Source organism: Ruminiclostridium cellobioparum DSM 1351 = ATCC 15832, from assembly GCF_000621505.1.
In the GTDB taxonomy this organism is placed as follows: domain Bacteria; phylum Bacillota; class Clostridia; order Acetivibrionales; family DSM-1351; genus Ruminiclostridium; species Ruminiclostridium cellobioparum.
This window is the reverse complement of sequence record NZ_JHYD01000015.1, coordinates 1-17,299: the sequence shown is the minus strand read 5'-3', so window position 1 is coordinate 17,299 and position 17,299 is coordinate 1. Positions and strand designations below refer to the sequence as shown.

The window sequence follows — 17,299 nt, the reverse complement described above, 5'->3', positions numbered from 1 at the left end:
CAATTGCGCACTATTATCAGTAGTACATTATTATCAATTGTCTTGTTCTGAAACAGCCCCTTCATAAACTTCCTCCTTCACAAAAAGCGGCCTGAAAATCAGTACGCTCAGGGGCGGAAGGGTAAGTCTCAATCTGCAGGGTCTTCCGTGCAGAGGTTCCTGTTCTGTTTTGTATATTATATTTTCACAGTCCTGTTCATAACCGCCGTATTTTTCGAAATTGCTGTTCAACACCAGCTCATAGTCCAGCTCAAAGGGCGCTCCTATGCAGTAGTTGTCATTAACCGCAGGGGTAAAATTACAGACGAAAATCAGCATATCATGAAAGTCTGTACCCTTCCGCATAAAGGAAACCACGCTGTGGTCGTTATCATTGCAGTCAATCCATTCAAAGCCGTCATAGCTGAAATCAACCTGATAAAGAGCCTTTTCGTTCACATATAAATTATTCAGATCACGGACAAAGGTCTGCATTTTCTTGTGCATTTCATAGTCCAGCAGGTGCCAGTCGAGTCCCTGGTGATCATTCCATTCGATAAACTGACCGAATTCACTTCCCATAAAGAGCAGCTTTTTGCCCGGGTGCCCAAAGGTATAGCCATAGGTTACTCTTAGTCCGGCAAACTTCTGCCAATAGTCGCCCGGCATCTTGTTCAGCATGGAGCACTTGCCGTGAACCACCTCGTCATGTGAGAGGACAAGAACATAGTTTTCACTGAAGGCATACATGATGGAGAAGGTTATGAGGTTGTGGTGGTATTTGCGGTATATGGGGTCCATGCTTACATATTTGAGAAAATCATTCATCCAGCCCATATTCCATTTAAAGGTAAACCCCAGGCCTCCCATATATGGAGGCTTTGTTATCATAGGCCATGAGGAGGACTCCTCGGCAATCATCATTATGCCCTTAAAGTAACTGAAAACAGTAGTGTTGAGCTGCTTTAAGAAGTCCATGGCCTCCAGGTTCATATTTCCGCCATATTTATTGGGAATCCATTGATCGGGCTTTTTTGCATAGTCCAGGTAAATCATTGAAGCCACGGCGTCCACTCTCAAACCGTCTATATGGTATTTTTCAAACCAGAAAACGGCATTGGATATCAAAAAGTTTCTGACTTCGTTTCTCCCATGGTTGAATACCAGGGTTCCCCACTCGGGATGCTCCCCCTGCCGTGGGTCTTCATGTTCGTATACCGCCGTACCGTCAAAACGGGCCAGGCCGTGTGCATCCTTTGGGAAATGGGCAGGTACCCAGTCCAGAATCACTCCTATGCCGTTTTGATGGCATAAATCCACCAGATACATAAAATCCTCCGGTGTGCCATAGCGGCTTGTAGTAGCGTAATACCCCGTAACCTGATAGCCCCAGGAGCCGTCAAAGGGGTGCTCTGTCACAGGCAACAGCTCTATATGAGTATAGCCCATATACTTTATATATGGAATCAGCCTGTCGGCAATAGTCCGGTAGTCAAGAAAAATATCGCCGTTTTGGTCAGGTTCGGACAGGGTGGACCAGGTTCCAAGATGCAGTTCATATATTGAAACCGGTGAAGAGAAAACATTGGTGTCCGCCCTGTGTTCCAGCCAGGCGGAATCATTCCACGAGTAGTTATCTAAGTCATATACAATGGATGCCTTTGCAGGCCGTTTTTCCGCATAATAGGCATAGGGGTCTGCTTTGGTCAATATTTGCCCTGTCTGGGTTTTTATTTCGAATTTATACATGTCTCGGCCGCCCACAAGGGGTATGAACAACTCCCAGATGCCCGAGGCACCCAACTGCCTCATTTGATGCCGTCGCCCGTCCCACTGGTTGAAGCTGCCAATGACGCTTACTCTTCCGGCACAGGGGGCCCATACTGAAAAGAGTGTGCCCCGCACATTCCCGAGGGTTGTGATGTGGGCACCCAGCTTATCAAATATCCTATGGTGATTTCCCTGGCTGTAAAGGTAAATATCATATTCCGATATGACCGGCCAGAAGCTGTAGGGATCATGAGTCAGATAACTGTTGCCGGCCCGGTCGGTTATTTTCAGCTGATATTCAAATAAGTCCTTTCTGTTGGGAAAGGTTATTTCAAAAATTCCATTTTCGTATTTGGGGGGAATTGGATGAAAGGTGTTTTCAGAGACCTCCAGCAGCTCAATAAGTGCCGCGTCAGGATGATAAACTCTGACTGCAATGTCTTTTTTTCTTCCTTTGCCGTCAACAACATGCATGCCCAGAAAAACGTGAGGATCTTTACAATCACCGTTGATTATGCTGTTAATAATATCCTGGTATCCGTTTCCCATTAAACCACCCCTGATAAAATATTTGCAGATTACATTAAACAAGCTATATTTACCATACTATAACATTTTGATCAATTCCACAAGGACAAAGGTGGAAAGCATTTTGGGCAGCGACAATGGGGGGCGCTGTGAGTTACCATACGAAGGAAAAAACAAGGGAGCTTTCGCTCCCGCAGACTGGTAGTCTGTGCCAAAAGTGGCAAATAAGGAAGAATGAAAAATTGAAAGAAATAATCTGTTCTATGAGAGTTTAAACCTGTGTATAACTTTATCAAATTCCAGAGACAGTTCCCGGAGCTTTGAGGTACAGCCCGATATTTCCTCATTGAGGGCCCATTGTTCTTCAATTGATGCCAAAGCCTGGGAAGAGCTTGATGCCAGCTCGTTTGCATAATCAGCAATAGTGTGTGTGGTATCGTCTATATGGGATATTCTATCCTTTGCTTCTGTCAATTTGAAGTTGACTGTTTGTACCTGTTTGTTTACCGTTTCATTCAAGGATATAATTTCACGAAATACCGTCTTTTCATCATCAATGATCCTTGAGCTTTCGTTTATGGCAGTGGTGCTTGTTTCCACACCATTCCGCATTGCGGTGATCTGATGCTGGATTTGTGAAATAATTTTCGTAATCTCATTTGATGAAGCCTTTGATTGTTCGGCCAGAAGCTTGACCTGTTCAGCCACTACGGCAAAACCTTTTCCGGAGTCTCCTGCCCGGGCTGCTTCTATAGCGGCGTTTAAAGCCAGCAAATTGGTTTGTTCCGAAATGCCGTTTATTATGCCGATAATTTTCCCGATCTTGACGGAGTAGGATTCCAGCTCGCCTGCCATTGAATTCAAATCGAACATGGTGCTCTTTACGCTATTGGTGTTATCAATAACATTCTGAAGCTTTATTTGGCCCTGGACAGAGGTGTTAAACGCCTTCTCGGCACTGGTTACCATTGCACCCGTTTCCTGGAATATAACTTTGATGGAATCAAAAACCGAACTGATGTCTCCGGAGGTGCCATTCACAAGAGAAGTTTGATTACCGGCCTGTCCGGAGTTACGTTCAATGAGCGCCGACAATTCTTTATTTGCAAGCAGGCTGTCCTTGAAAACTGTATCCAGCTTTTCAAAGGTGCCCGAAATATTCAAGGCACTTGAAGATATGACCAATAACAGCTCTTTAAGACCCTTGTGCATTGAGTAGAATACATTTGACAGGGAGGATATCTCATCCCGGGAATCAACGAATATTTCTTCGGAAGTTAAATCACCTGCCGCAATTTTTTCACTGACCTTGATAAGCTTTTTCAGCGGATTGACTATATTTCTTGCTACTGCCAGTACTGCGGCGATCCCTGCAATAATTATGACTGCCAGCAGTATTATTGATATTGATAAAGTAATAGAGTAGTTTCTGTCGATGTCGGCTCTGATTTGTTTGCTGTTTTCAAGCTCTGCAAGAATGAGCAGAGAAAAGTTTTCCTTTACATATTCCGCAGTCCTTGAGGTGGAATTAAAGTTTTCTGTTGCCTTAACATCGCCCGATTTGGCAGCCTCCAGGGTTCTGTCGAATTCCTCCAGAAATTTTTTTGTCGTGTTTATAAAGTTGTCTGTTGCCGATTTTGTTAAAGGATATGTATTTGCGAGTATGATATCCAGGTCGGAAGTAGCAGCTTTTCTATATCCGGCCAGTTCATCCAGAATAGCTTCATTGCTTGGGTTCATGATAATTGTACGCAAAGGATCAAGTATGGCAATTGAAGAATTGACAACCTTGTTTTCCCTGGTGAGATTGTCCAGCAAGGAAGTATATTTGTTCATATTTTTGGTGTAAACTGCTTGTCCTGCTATGTTTACCGCGATTAATGCCATAACGATGGGTAAAAGGCAAGCTAATATCTTTGTGCGGACATTAAATTTTCTGCGTGATGGGGAAGTCATGTTTCTACCCTCCATGTCCCGCTGGAGTGCGGGAAAACTCATACTGACCATGAGGAAATATTCAAACAGGGGAGGTAACAGAATTTAACCAATCCATATTACGTTCCCCCGCCTTTTGGTGAATACTGTAATGAAACCTTGAATTTATGACCTCTTGCTGAACTTAATATCAAACCAAACCGCCAGAAGAAGTATCAAGCCTTTAACGATGTACTGGGCAGATACATTGGCATTCATAAGGCTCATACCGTTGTCGAGGCTTCCCATGACAAGAGCACCTATGATACAGCCTGCGATTGTTCCGGCACCGCCAAGAGTACTGGTTCCGCCGATAACTGCCGATGCGATGGCATCCAGTTCCATGTTTGTTCCTGCCGAACCTGTTGCAGCATTAAGCCTTGCAGTATACACGATACCTGCTATGGTGGAAAGCAGTCCCATTAAAACGAAGATGCCCAGGTTTACCTTGTTTATGTTTATACCGGAAAGTCTTGCGGCTTCCTTGTTACCGCCTATGGCGTATACATGACGTCCAAAGGTCGATTTTTCGGCAATTATTGTAAATATTACTATTATTGCGATTAAGAGTAATATTGCATATGGGATACCCATATAGCTTGCCATTATTCCGATTACCAGGGCGATCAGCAGTGAAAAGCCTACCATCTTCGCAATTTGCAGTGACATCGGAAGTACTTCGAAGCCGTATTTTATTCTGGATCTTCTCTTGTTTATTTCAAAAACCAGGTAACATATAATGAAAACCACACCTATTAAAGCGCTGGTATCGCTAAAGGGGAGGCCAGGATTTATTTTTGGCAGATAACCCTGTCCAATGGCCTTAAAGGTATCATTCATGGGTGCGATGGAGTTACCGCCTGTAATTGCAATGACACCGCCTCTGAAAGCCAGAAGGCCGGCGAGTGTTACTATGAAGGCCGGTACTTTTCCATAGGCGACCCAGAAGCCCTGGAAAAGACCCAATAGAAGTCCGATACCGATAGTGATGGCAATGGTTTCTATTGTACCCATATGAGCCTTAACCATTAACTGGGCGGCTATTGCTCCTGTCAAACCGACAAAGGAACCGACTGAAAGGTCAATGTGGCCGGCCACCATTACAAGAACCATACCGCAGGCGGCTATGGCGGTTGCGGCACACTGCAAAAACAGGTTGGACAGGTTTCTTGAGGAAATAAATATTCCATCTGTGACAATTGTGAAGAAACCCCAGATGACCAATAAGGCCAGTATCATTGTGTACTGACGCATATTTCCCTTAAGTGTGCCCACCAAAATTTCTCTGATTGATTTAGTATGGCCCAAAGCATTCTGATTATTTTTTGCAATGGTGTTTATTTCTGCATTTCCCATATTACATTCCTCCTGTGGCATAAGTTAAAATATTCTCTTGAGTTGCTTCTTCCCAGTTAAATTCTTTTGTGAGACGGCCTTCATGCATAACAAGGATTCTGTCACTCATTCCAAGTATTTCAGGGAGCTCGGAGGATATCATGATAATGCACACACCCTCGTCAATCAACTTGTTCATAATATTGTATATTTCAAATTTAGCACCTACATCTATACCACGAGTAGGTTCATCCATAATCAGAATTTTAGGCTTTGTCATAAGCCATTTTGCAAGTACAACCTTTTGCTGGTTACCGCCGCTGAGGTTCGAGGCTTTCTGCTCAATGCTCGGAGTTTTTATCCTCAAGTCTTCAACGTATTGATTGGTATTTTTTATTACCTCATTGCTGTTGATCAGTGTTAATTTTGAAATAGCTTCAAGACTTGATAATGTAACATTGTTTTTTATATCCATTCCAAGAATCAGCCCATAGCGTTTTCTGTCCTCAGAGACATAGCTTATACCGGATTTAATGGCCTGTTTTGGGTTCTTTATGGAAACCTTTTTGCCTTCCAGTATCAATTCTCCGCTGACATTGGTTCCATACGCTCCGAAAATACTCATAACCAGTTCTGTCCTGCCGGCTCCCATAAGTCCCGCTATACCCAGTATTTCTCCCTTGCGGACTTTAAAGCTCGCATTGTCAATGAGCTTCAGTTCAGGCAGATCGGGGTTGTGAACATTCCAATTCTTAACTTCCATGACAATCTGTCCGGGCTTGTGCTCTTTTCTTGGAAAACGCTGGGTTAATTCACGTCCGACCATTTTGGCTATGACCTTGTTTTCGGTAATTTCACTTGCAGGTTCAGTTCCGACTGTTTTCCCGTCACGGAGGATGGTAATGTTATCAGCTATTTCAAAGACTTCATTAAGCTTGTGTGAAATATATATGCATGTTACACCCTTGGATTTTAATTCCTTAAGTATTTGTAACAGATTTTCCGTTTCCGACTCTGTCAGCGCAGCAGACGGCTCATCCAGAATAAGGATCTCGGCCTTCTTGGCAATTGCCTTTGCAATTTCAACCAGTTGCTGCTGGCCGATACCCAGATTTAATACCTTGGTATTAGGGTTTATATTAAGTCTTACCTCATTAAGGACTTTCTGGCTTTCCGCATAGGATTTGTCCCAGTCGATAAGACCGGTCTTTTTAACTTTTTCATTGCCGAGGAAAATATTTTCGCATACGCTCATTTGCTTGACGAGAGCAAGTTCCTGATAAATAATAGCTATTCCTGCCCTTTCACTGTCTTTTATACCGGAATAGCTCTGTGTACTGCCTTTTACTATTATTTCACCCGTATAAGTACCGGTGGGATAAACTCCGCTGAGAACCTTCATAAGAGTTGATTTTCCTGCTCCGTTTTCTCCGCACAGCGCATGAATTTCACCTTTTTTAACCTTGAAGGTAACATCGTCCAGTGCTCTGACCCCCGGAAACTCTTTGGTAATATTCTTCATTTCCAATATATACTCGCTCATAATGACCTCCAGAATGGGCTTCCTTATTTCCACTTTAAAGTTTTTATGGGGGAATAACGTAGCTGCCATTCCCCCATAAAAATTTCAGTGCTTTATATTATTTGCCGTAAACGTCTTCTTTCTTGAGGTAACCGCTATCTATAAGGATCTTGTCGATATTGTCCTTGTCAACTGCTTCGGCAGCCAGCAGAATTGATGGTACATCCATCTTTTCATTGTTCACTTTATCGTTGGCTCCCGGATCTTCACCTTTCACCATTTTTATAGCTGCTTCAACAGCTGCTTCACCAAGTTTTCTGGTATCCTTAAACACTGTCATTCCCTGGGTGCCTTCAATAATTCTCTTGGCAGCCGAAAGTTCCGAATCCTGTCCGGTTATGGGTACCTTACCGGCCAGACCCTGAGCAGCCAAAGCCTGGATACATCCGCCGGCAGTTCCGTCGTTGGGAGCAAGAACTCCCTGAATATTATTGTTGTTGGCAGTTAATGCATTTTCCATCAATTTAAGTGCGTTGTCAGGCTTCCAATCTACAACGGGCTGTTCCATAACGACCTTGTAATCCCCGCTGTCTATCTTGGGCTGCAGATATTTGGCGGCACCCTGTTTGAAGAGTGTGGCGTTATTATCTGTAGGAGCGCCTGCCAGCCAGACAATATTACCTTTATCTAAATGTTCGGTTAACCATTTTCCCTGAAGTTCTCCAACCTTTACGTTGTCAAATGACATATAAACGTCAATATCAGTACCTGTTATAAGCCTATCGTAGGCGATAACCTTTATTCCGGCCTTGTGAGCCTTGTCAACTGTGGAAGCGGCCGCCTTGGCATCGTGAGGAGCAAGAATTAATATATCGATACCCTGTGAAATCAGATTCTCAACCTGTGAATCCTGCTTTGCAGCATCCATGTTTGCAACCTGAACAGCAATATCAACCCCTGCTTTTTTAGCAGCTTCTTCCATGGTAGCTTTGTCTCTGACCCATCTTTCTTCCTGCTGTGTAGGAAGAGATAGTCCGATTTTAATTTTCTTGTCGGCCGATGAAGCTGCTGAGTTTCCGCTTGCTGAACCGTTGCTTGCCGAATTGCCGGCACCACAGCCTGCAAAAAGCGAGATTGACATAATACCTGCTAAAGCCATAGCAGCTATACGTACTGATTTTTTCATATACAATCCTCCCGAAATGTAATATTTTCTTTTGCAACAGGCTGCAGCAGGCAGCTGTTGCAGATACATTAACAGGATATATCAGAGGGGGATTAAAGTCGCTAGAGAGAATTACTAAGGTCTTACTATAATTGTGATGGTAAAAATTATACCTGTAAATATTAGCATTTTTTTAATGACAATTTAAGTAAGGCTGAACATTCATATTACATACTTGTACAAATTTAGGAAAATACTAATACGGTCAATATTTAATATGGAGGGAACAATATGCAGGATAAAACCAGGCTTGATATCTTATCGTCTGAAGTTTCAGGACTTTGGTCAACTTACATGTATGATTCTTTAGCAATTTGTGTATTGGAGCATTTTATAAAAACGCTGAATGATGCCGAAATACGTCCTATTCTTAAATATGCCGAAGATATGTCAAGAGAGCATACGAAGCTAATTTCCAATATATTTGAGAAGGATGGACTTACGGTGCCTAAAGGCTTCACCCGGGAGGACGTTGACCTTGACGCCCCCAAATTGTTCACCGACCCCTTTTATCTGTTCTATTTACTCAATATGGGCATGATAGGGATGAACAATTATACTTTGATTTTAAATCACAGCTCCCGGATCGATATCAGAAACTTTTTTTCTTCATGTATACGGGAATCGATTGATTTATATAATATGACGGTGGATACTCTACAGAAGCAGGGCCTTTTTATTAATTCACCAAGGATAGAGTTTACAAAAAATATAGACTTTATTGATACTCAGGATTTCTTTGCGGGAGGTTGGTTTGCTCAAAAAAGAAATCTGCTGGCACAGGAGATAACCACAATATTTGCCAACTTGAGATTTAACAAGGTTGGTGGTGATTTGATCGCTGCCTTCGGCCAGGTGGCGGGTTCTGCCAAGCTGAAGGATTATTTCTTCAAGGGAAGGGAGCTTGCAACTAAAAAGACTAAAAAATTGGTGGAGTTTTTTACCGATGAGAACATCCCGGTGCCATCAACATTTGATTCATTTATAACCGATTCTACTATTTCACCGTTTTCCGATAAACTCATGCTATTTCACATAGTGACACTGATAGTGTCAAGCATTATTCAGGACGGGACAGGCTTAGCCACCGCCATGAGGCATGACCTTCAGCTGCAGTTTTCCGCATCTGCAATGGACAGTGCCAAATACTCGGAGGACGGCCTGGATATATTGATTGAAAACCGTTGGTTGGAGCAGCCTCCGCAGCATATTAACCATAAAAGGCTGACATAGCCGCTGCAGACCTCCGGTCACAACTTGTATCCTTTAAAAAAATGCTTATTTATCCGGCCATCGATTCCGCGGAACATTGAGATATACATCCTCCAGTCTGTGGAAGCCGTCACTTATTACCGTATCGACCAGATTATACTTTGTAACCACTATTGGATCAACTTTTGCAAAAGGTATATCATTTTCGCCGTCGCTGATATATGTATTGCACGCATAGTAATTATTTTTGAGCAGGCCAAAGGCCACATCCACCGCTTTCTCAGCCAGTTGATCAATGGGCTTGTATATTGTCAGCAGCTGGGTTCCCTCGGCAACACGCTGACAGCCGGAAATATCGGCATCGTGGCCTGCCACCAAAACTTTTCCCGCCAATTGCTGCTCGGCGAGCGCCTCTATGGCAGCACCGGCCAGACTGTCATTGGCTGCCAGTATGGCATCAATTTTTTTTCCGCTTTGAAGTGCTTTCTCGACACACTTGAAGGAGTCTTCCGGTCTCCAGTCATTTGCCCATATTTCATCAACTATTTTTATCGACTTATCATAGATATATTTATTAAGAATATTTTTATACCCCTCATTATACATATAACTATTATAGTCGGTCTTTGCACCGTTGATTATAATATAGTCACCGATGGGGACTTTTGAAACCATGAGTGATGCCATGTATTCACCAACCTTTGTATTATCAAAGGATACATAGAAGTCGACATTGGCATTTTTTATAAGGCGGTCATAGCAAATTACCTTGATGCCCTTTTTTTTGGCAAGATCCACAGCCTCTGCGGATTTTTCGGAATCCTGGGGTACGATGAAAAGGATATCAATATTTTTATCCAGCAGGTATTTGACCTGTTTGATCTGATCGTCGGAGTTGTTATTTGCATTTTGTACGATAACTTCCGCACCTTTGGTTTTAGCCTTTGCAACCAGGATATCCATATCCCGCTGCCAGCGTTCCTCCTGTAAAGTTGCCATGGAAAAGCCCATGGTAATTTTTCCGTTCTTTTCGGCAGGTCTGTCCTGTTCGGACGAGGAAGAACAGCCTGCTGTGAAAAACATGGATAAAATAAGCGCTGAACCTGTCAAAAAGGCTCTTAGTCGAAAATTCTTCATCAAGAAACACCATCCTTATTCATGTATAGAATACTGTCCCTGTACTCAGTGGGTGTAACACCTACCGCTTTTTTAAATATTCTGCTGAAATAATTCGGGTCACCATAACCGATTTCATAACATATTTCCTTAACGCTCATCAGACTGCTCTTCATTATTTCCTTGGCCGCATTGATCCTCAGATTGGTAAGGTAATCAATAAAATTTTCACCCATTTCATCTTTAAAAAGCTTGCTGAAATAGTGGGGACTGATGTTGACTTCCTTTGATACTTCCTCAAGAGTAATTTCGGTTCTGTAATTTTCCTTTATATATTCAACAGCTTTTATAATAAGCGTATTTGTCTTTTTTTCTCTGGATTCCGAGATACCATTTGTAATATAATCTATTCTTTCAAGGCACCAGTGCTTTAATTCCGTGAGAGAGTCAAGGGCTTGAAGCTCGGATATAAAGTCGATGCTGCTAAGGTTGCCGGTAATATTATAATCATAGGCCAGCCGGGATATGAGAATCATTATTTCCGTGAGCTTGGACCTTATTTTATTGACAGATCCATAGTATTCCACCGTCAACCATTCAAATATATGACAAAAGGCCTGTGTAGAAGACTCCCTCTCTCCCAGGGCCACCTTTTCCAATAAAAGCTTCTCTTTTGAAATAGGGTATTTCTCAGCCGGCAGCTCTTTCTCAATGGGTATGTCCATTATATGCAGGATGCCTGTTCCGTTTATAAAGCGAATTGCTCTGAGTGATTCCTCATAGGAGAGATAAATGTTGTCAAAACCGCTGTAACAGCGTCCTATTCCTATATAGAAGTCGGCATCCACCTTTTGGGATATCTGGCTATGGATTTGTTCGGCTATATTGACCGCCTCAAGCCTTCTTGAGTACTCGTCGGTCTCGGTTTCGGCGGGTATATAGACAATAATCCTGTTAAGAATGGCAGGGCCCACAAAACACCTGCATCTGGCTTTTAATATATCTCGTAGGTAAGGATAGAAGGATTGGCTCTTAATGCTGAGCCCTATTCTGTTGACCATTTTACCGCAGTCATTGGACTGGGCAAATTCAACGGTCATAATATAGCCTCCGGTTTCTTCTATCTCGAAAATATTCCGGTAGCTCTCCAATTCTGCAGAATTATCATCCAAAAAAAGCATGGAGTAAATAAAGCCATTTTCAAGAACGGGGAGAATATTCTCCATTTTTTCTTTAAGATCCAGTTCCTTCTTCCTCTTTGCGCGCTCTTTTTCTATATCATCAATACTTTTTTGCAGGGTTGAGATTATTTTCTCCCTGTTAACAGGCTTGAGTAAATATTCCGAAACACCCAATTTGAGTGCATCTTTGGCGAAGTCAAACTGATCAAAGGCGGTAAGGATGATAAATACACAGTCCAGGAGCTTGTTCCGAAGTTCCCTGATGGCCTCTATACCATTTATACCGGGCATGTTTATATCCATGAAAATTATATCCGGTATGAATCTTTCGGCTTTTTCAATAGCTTCCCTGCCGGAACGGGCCGACTCAATGGAAAAAATGCCGGGAAAGCTCTTGTTTACTATAAAGAAAAGAGAATCTATCACAATCTGCTCATCGTCGGCAATCAATAACTTATACATTCACATGCTCCTTTACACTGACAGGTATTTTCAGACATACCGAGGTCCCTTTATCAGGACTGCTTTCTATACTGACAATATTGTCCCGGCCATAAAAGATATTAAGCCTGCTGATCACATTTCCCATGCCGATACCGGTGGTATGCCCTTTTTTTGCCTCGATACCGCTGGGCTCATCCGGCGATGCTTCTCCAGCCTTACCCAGCAATTGATCAACTTTATTCCGGTTCATTCCTTTACCGTTATCCGAAACCGTTATTTCTGCATAAGTCTTACTGTTCCTGACCGACAGAGTTATCACCCCGCCTGACTCCATGTTGCTTATCCCGTGAATGAATGCATTTTCAACAATAGGCTGAAGGATCATGCAAGGCATTTGTATGTCCAGGTTTCCGTCTTCAATATCCTCAATGAACTCCACTCTGTCGGTGAAGCGGGTCTTGAGTATATAGATGTAGGTTCTTATGTTGTTTATCTCCTCACTCAGGGATACTGCCCTGTCAAGTTTCTTAAGGTTGTACCTGAACAGGTTTGCAACATTTTCAATAAAGTAGCAGGTCTTGTCGGCACCCTCCATCATTGCTATCTGCGCGCCGGTATTTAGTGTGTTGAATATGAAGTGAGGATTGATTTGTGATTGCAGGGCCTGAAGTTCGGCTTCCTTCAAATGTGTTTTCATTATCAGGTTCTGCAGCTCCTGCTCCTTCAATTTGTTCTGCAGCAAGGCCCGTTCCTCAATTGTATCAATATGCTCCCTTATACTGCTGGCCATCTTATTGAAGGCACTGGCCATAACGCTTATCTCATCCTCGGTATCAAATTCGACCTGAGGTACGTTGAAATTACCTCTTGAAATTTCATCAGCCGCCTGGGACAAAGTTATTATAGGTTTTGTAGTCTTATAAGTAATAAGTACAATAAATACGAGATTAAATAAAATAACTCCCAGAATTATGGCGATATTTATCAGCTGAACAATGTCTATCCTGCTGGCGACCACGTGATATCTCTGGGTATTCTCTTTGAGCAGTTCATTGTTAAGCTTGTTGATATACATATCTATATATCCAAAAACCCTGTTTGCATCGTTATAATAGGCGGTATACCTGTTTATATCACGGGCACGCTTTGCCTGGACAGCGTTATAGGCAATATCCAGGTAATTGTTTATCATGTTTGCTATGTCTCTTTGCAAAAGTCCGTTGGAACTGTAGTCTGCTTCTTCGGTAATAATTTCAGACAGCTGCTGCAATTTGTTTTTTGAACCTATAAAGCCTCTGAAACTATCTGAATGTTCGGTATCCAAATAACTTTCCAGATACTGCTGAACGTCTGTAACAGCGTCCTGGAGTTCGTTAAGGGATATGTTGCTGATAAACAGGGAGTCCATCTGACTCATTAACATTCTGGCATTGTAGTAGGTATAAAAACTTGCTGCGGCCATTAGGATTGTTGTGATCATAAAATATAGAATAAGTTTTTTTCGTATTTTGTTTTTTATTAGAAATCTACTGAAAAATTTTATCATAAATTCATCCTTAATTAAATACCGCTGGCATTATTTACCTGTATCTCCAGTAGAAAGGGCAGCCACATTATCTTTTGTAACAGCATATACCTCGGTACCTACATAGGCCGAAGTCCTTTTGGCAGTCTTCAGTTCAACCAGGGCCCGGATGGCTTTGTAACCCATGTCCTGCGGATCACTCACTACACTTCCGTATATTACATTCTTTTCTATATATCTCAGTATTTCCGGATAACTGCCGGAGCCTACAACTTTTATCTGGCCGACCTTGTTCAAATCCACTACCATTTGTGTAACACCGAGAGTATCCCTGGGGTTTGTACAAAAGATTGCGTTTATCTGGGGATTGTTGGTTATAAGCTCATTGGCTATTTCACCGGCACTGAATATACCCATACCTGAAATGCGTATTTCTTCTATGTCCACTTTTCCCTTGTAGGATTTGACCGCATCCTTGAAGCCGGTGACGCGAAGGTTCTGGGAAACATCGCCTGCATCAGGGAGGTAACCGTTTAAAATGATGGCGACCTTCGCTTTTCCGTCGGTGGCATCAGCAACCATTTTACCGCCTACCGTACCTACCTCATAATTGTTATTTCCTATATAGGCCATTCGCCCGCTGTTGTTGGCGTCACTCTCAACAGTTACCACGGGAATATTGTTTTTTATTGCATTGTTTATAACCGGCGTAAACATGGTTTCGTCGGGAACATGTGTTGCAATGCCATCCACGTTTGACGCAATGGCTATATTGAGATATTGAAGTTCTTCATCCAGATTTGTGAATCTGGGACTGTTGAATTCAACTGCAACATTAAATTCTCTGGCGGCCTTGAAGGCTCCCTTTTTTACATCGCTCCAGAAGGGGTCATATGAACTCGGAGCTATCACGGCAAAATGATAGTCTGGTTTTTCAACGCTTTGGGCAAACTTGTCATCAATAGGAACCGATTCCTCTCTGACGGAATTTATAAGTACAGTTGCAATTGCAATTGTTAGAACCAAGAATAAGGAGATGAATAAGATAACAAACTTTTTCTTTTTGTTCATTTAAACCTCTATTTAACCTCTGTTTTTCTGCCTGGCAGCGATGCAAATAGTGATAAAAGCCATGATACAATTGTTCAATTAGTATAGAATTATACGAATATAGATTATCAAATAAATACAAATAATACAACCTAAAATTAGTGTAAATTTAGTAAAAATAACTAAATACCACGGCTCATATTTGTAAAACACATGGTTTTACTTCCCGGGAATAATATAACTAATTTTAACGCGTTGTGCTAATTAATTTATACTTTACCTAGGTAATATTTTTATATTAACTGGTAACTTCCGTACTAACTTCATAAAATAAGACGCACCCAAAACAATTACAAAAATTGTATCACCTCATTTAAAGCGGTTTTGCCGTCGCTCAAACTTGACATCCTGTCTCGATTTGAAGCTCAAAGCAGCGTCCTGCTGCTTTGCCGGCAAAACCGCTTTACCTTCGCCGACAATTTATCGCAATTGTTTTTAACTGTGCATCTTATTTCATGAAGTTGTACTCGCGTACCAGTTGATTCTGATTAAATCTATCTATAAAGCAAAACAAAATTTCAATTAGCACAACAGATTAGTTTTAGTAAGAGAAATAACAAGTAAATAAAAAAGGGATAAAATTTTTAAGATCCGGGTGTTAAATCAGCTTCGAAATTTACTAATCAATATAGAGAATAAATTTTAGGAGTTGAACAGGATGTACACCAGAGTACCCGACAAATCGGCTGCTGCACAGAATAAAAACCTTCAGAGCTCATCATCCAGGCAAAAACCCCTGGTCAAGCAGCCCAACTATATAGAAATAATTCAACGTCTCAAAAGACTGCCCAATTCATTGACACAGCAGGATATAAATATTCTCCAGAAAACCATTGGAAACCAGGCTGTTATTAAGCTGCTTACAGATATTAAAAAGATACCTCCAAAAAACAACCAACCCGGACAAGATAAAGAAAATACTCCCGGCATACAGGATAAGCAGCCGGATTCTGAAATTCAACAATCAGAAAAACAACAGTCGGAATTGCAGCAGCAGGATGCCGACAGCAAGACCGCGGAAAAAACCGGAGAACAAAGCAATTCCGGTGATCTGAACTATAGAGCGGCCTCTTCACCAAAGGCGGTTGAACATGAATCTGAGAAGCAGGAAACAAAGGAAAAGGCTGCTCCGGTAACGGCAGAAAAGTCCAACGCTGAAACTGTTTTGAATAAATCAGATGTGGGTAGTAACACCGGCACTGTTTTAAGTAAATCCGATGCAGGCAGCAGCACCGGTAAGCAAGTAAACCTAAAAGAGAGTGAATCGGCAGGGGAAAGTTCTTTACAACAAAATAAAGAACTCCTTCAAACAAAACTTGAAAACAAGGGGGATAGCGATCCTCAGACAAATAAAGAATCAAAACCTGCTTCCCTCAAGGAAGAAAAAGCTGCTGAAGGCGGTAAGCCAGCAGAAAATAAAAACCTGGTGAAAACAGCCGACAATGGAGCAGAAGCAGTTTCTGATAAAAATACAGCAATTGCTAATAAAGATGCCCAGGCCAAACAGGAAGCCGTGTCACCTGTGGAAGATGTTCCAGCTCCAGCAGGCTCTGAAAAAGCAGACAAGGCTGAAGGTGCTGCAAATAGTGAGAAAGCTCAAAAGCAGCCAGCAAAGGTACCTGCAGTCAAAATATCCGGCGAAGACCCCTTAAAGATACTGAATCAGCTGGGAAGTATTCCACCTACCGAAGCAGTAAATGCATTCTCCCAGGCCGCCGCTGTTTCAGACGGTGCCTTTGAGAAGCAGCGGGCCAGGACTCAGGCTGTCATGCCTGAGATTGCCACACCCACAGGGCTTCCCGGAAAGAAGGAGCAGAGCAGGCCCGCTGTCAACAAGGTAAAGGAAATAAAGCATAATGAGCCTGCTGCCTTTAAGAGCGAAAAAACAGTAGGCAAGGCGCACGAGGGAATAACTGGTGACATTAAATTGAGCTCAAACCCTGAAGCCGACGCAGATGACGTAATGGCCGAGGCCAGACAGTATTCAAAGAATACACCGTCCATAGGCATGACGGGAGAAGCCGATCCAAATCAGATGGAGGGTTTTAAAAGTGAGGCAGAACAAAACGTTCTATCGGCAAAACAGGCTGAATTAATTCAGACCAACCAGGATTTTGGAGAAAATGGTATAGCACCGAAGGAGGATACGACCAGATTAAAAGCTGCAAAACCCATAAGCCCAGTCATACCCCTTGGGCTGGAAATCAACAGGACGGCGCCCATACCTCCTGATGTGGCTTCCATAGCCAATCCCCAATTGAGTTCCGAGTTAAAAACCTTTATGAAGGGAAAAGAAAACGAATACCAGCAGGGCAAGGCACAATTCGATACGGGAGTATCCAATGCAAAGCAAAATGCCAATGAGCAAATAGAAAGCC

10 protein-coding genes and 1 pseudogene are annotated in these 17,299 nt (G+C 42.4%); 2 read left to right on the top strand and 9 right to left on the bottom strand.

All coding sequences use genetic code 11. From position 1 onward, the window contains the following. Nucleotides 1-33 precede the first annotated feature (33 nt). The 5 genes from glgB to T344_RS0107900 all read right to left on the bottom strand — a co-directional run bounded on the left by glgB (nt 34) and on the right by T344_RS0107900 (nt 8,294). Nucleotides 34-2,298 (bottom strand): 1,4-alpha-glucan branching protein GlgB, encoded by a 2,265-nt coding sequence (gene glgB / locus T344_RS0107925; protein ID WP_027628258.1) that lies wholly within the window; start codon nt 2,296-2,298, stop codon nt 34-36. Between the two features lie 240 nt (nt 2,299-2,538). After that, on the bottom strand, nt 2,539-4,233 hold the full coding sequence (locus tag T344_RS0107920; protein ID WP_027628257.1) for a methyl-accepting chemotaxis protein: 1,695 nt from the start codon (nt 4,231-4,233) through the stop codon (nt 2,539-2,541). Between the two features lie 144 nt (nt 4,234-4,377). Next, nucleotides 4,378-5,607 (bottom strand): sugar ABC transporter permease, encoded by a 1,230-nt coding sequence (locus T344_RS0107910; protein ID WP_084331150.1) that lies wholly within the window; start codon nt 5,605-5,607, stop codon nt 4,378-4,380. A gap of 1 nt (nt 5,608) precedes the next feature. Beyond that, nucleotides 5,609-7,129 carry a xylose ABC transporter ATP-binding protein gene (locus tag T344_RS0107905; RefSeq protein ID WP_027628255.1) on the bottom strand — a complete coding sequence of 507 codons (1,521 nt, stop codon included), beginning with the start codon at nt 7,127-7,129 and terminating at the stop codon, nt 5,609-5,611. Nucleotides 7,130-7,226: 97 nt separating this feature from the next. After that, on the bottom strand, nt 7,227-8,294 hold the full coding sequence (locus tag T344_RS0107900; RefSeq protein ID WP_027628254.1) for a sugar ABC transporter substrate-binding protein: 1,068 nt from the start codon (nt 8,292-8,294) through the stop codon (nt 7,227-7,229). A 270-nt stretch (nt 8,295-8,564) separates the two neighbouring features. Here T344_RS0107900 and T344_RS0107895 point away from each other — a divergent pair, with 270 nt between their 5' ends. Then, complete coding sequence (locus T344_RS0107895; protein WP_027628253.1) at nt 8,565-9,566, top strand: DUF3231 family protein; 1,002 nt, start codon at nt 8,565-8,567, stop codon at nt 9,564-9,566. Nucleotides 9,567-9,611: 45 nt separating this feature from the next. On the opposite strand, the gene T344_RS0107890 is transcribed toward T344_RS0107895, so the two are convergent. The 4 genes from T344_RS0107890 to T344_RS0107875 are packed head-to-tail and all read right to left on the bottom strand — an operon-like array spanning nt 9,612 to nt 14,882. Continuing rightward, nucleotides 9,612-10,682, bottom strand: a complete 1,071-nt coding sequence (locus T344_RS0107890; protein ID WP_027628252.1) for a sugar ABC transporter substrate-binding protein — start codon at nt 10,680-10,682, stop codon at nt 9,612-9,614. Next, a complete protein-coding gene (locus tag T344_RS0107885; protein ID WP_027628251.1) occupies nt 10,682-12,304 on the bottom strand; it encodes a response regulator in 1,623 nt (540 codons plus the stop codon). Before T344_RS0107885 ends, T344_RS0107890 begins: the two co-directional genes overlap by 1 nt. After that, the gene (locus T344_RS0107880) at nt 12,297-13,832 is read right to left on the bottom strand and encodes a sensor histidine kinase (protein WP_027628250.1); all 1,536 of its coding nucleotides are present in this window, start codon (nt 13,830-13,832) and stop codon (nt 12,297-12,299) included. Before T344_RS0107880 ends, T344_RS0107885 begins: the two co-directional genes overlap by 8 nt. A 30-nt stretch (nt 13,833-13,862) precedes the next feature. After that, nucleotides 13,863-14,882, bottom strand: a complete 1,020-nt coding sequence (locus tag T344_RS0107875) for a substrate-binding domain-containing protein (RefSeq protein WP_027628249.1) — start codon at nt 14,880-14,882, stop codon at nt 13,863-13,865. A gap of 697 nt (nt 14,883-15,579) precedes the next feature. Here T344_RS0107875 and T344_RS0107870 point away from each other — a divergent pair. Next, nucleotides 15,580-17,299, top strand: a pseudogene (locus tag T344_RS0107870) (hypothetical protein); the annotation flags it as partial.

Coding starts and splice junctions, on each gene's coding strand:
- T344_RS0107920 (WP_027628257.1), bottom strand. CDS start 4,233: ATGACTTCCCCATCACGCAGAAAATTTAATGTCCGCACAAAGATATTA.
- T344_RS0107905 (WP_027628255.1), bottom strand. CDS start 7,129: ATGAGCGAGTATATATTGGAAATGAAGAATATTACCAAAGAGTTTCCG.
- T344_RS0107900 (WP_027628254.1), bottom strand. CDS start 8,294: ATGAAAAAATCAGTACGTATAGCTGCTATGGCTTTAGCAGGTATTATG.
- T344_RS0107890 (WP_027628252.1), bottom strand. CDS start 10,682: ATGAAGAATTTTCGACTAAGAGCCTTTTTGACAGGTTCAGCGCTTATT.
- T344_RS0107880 (WP_027628250.1), bottom strand. CDS start 13,832: ATGATAAAATTTTTCAGTAGATTTCTAATAAAAAACAAAATACGAAAA.
- T344_RS0107875 (WP_027628249.1), bottom strand. CDS start 14,882: ATGAACAAAAAGAAAAAGTTTGTTATCTTATTCATCTCCTTATTCTTG.
- T344_RS0107895 (WP_027628253.1), top strand. CDS start 8,565: ATGCAGGATAAAACCAGGCTTGATATCTTATCGTCTGAAGTTTCAGGA.
- T344_RS0107885 (WP_027628251.1), bottom strand. CDS start 12,304: ATGTATAAGTTATTGATTGCCGACGATGAGCAGATTGTGATAGATTCT.
- glgB (WP_027628258.1), bottom strand. CDS start 2,298: ATGGGAAACGGATACCAGGATATTATTAACAGCATAATCAACGGTGAT.
- T344_RS0107910 (WP_084331150.1), bottom strand. CDS start 5,607: ATGGGAAATGCAGAAATAAACACCATTGCAAAAAATAATCAGAATGCT.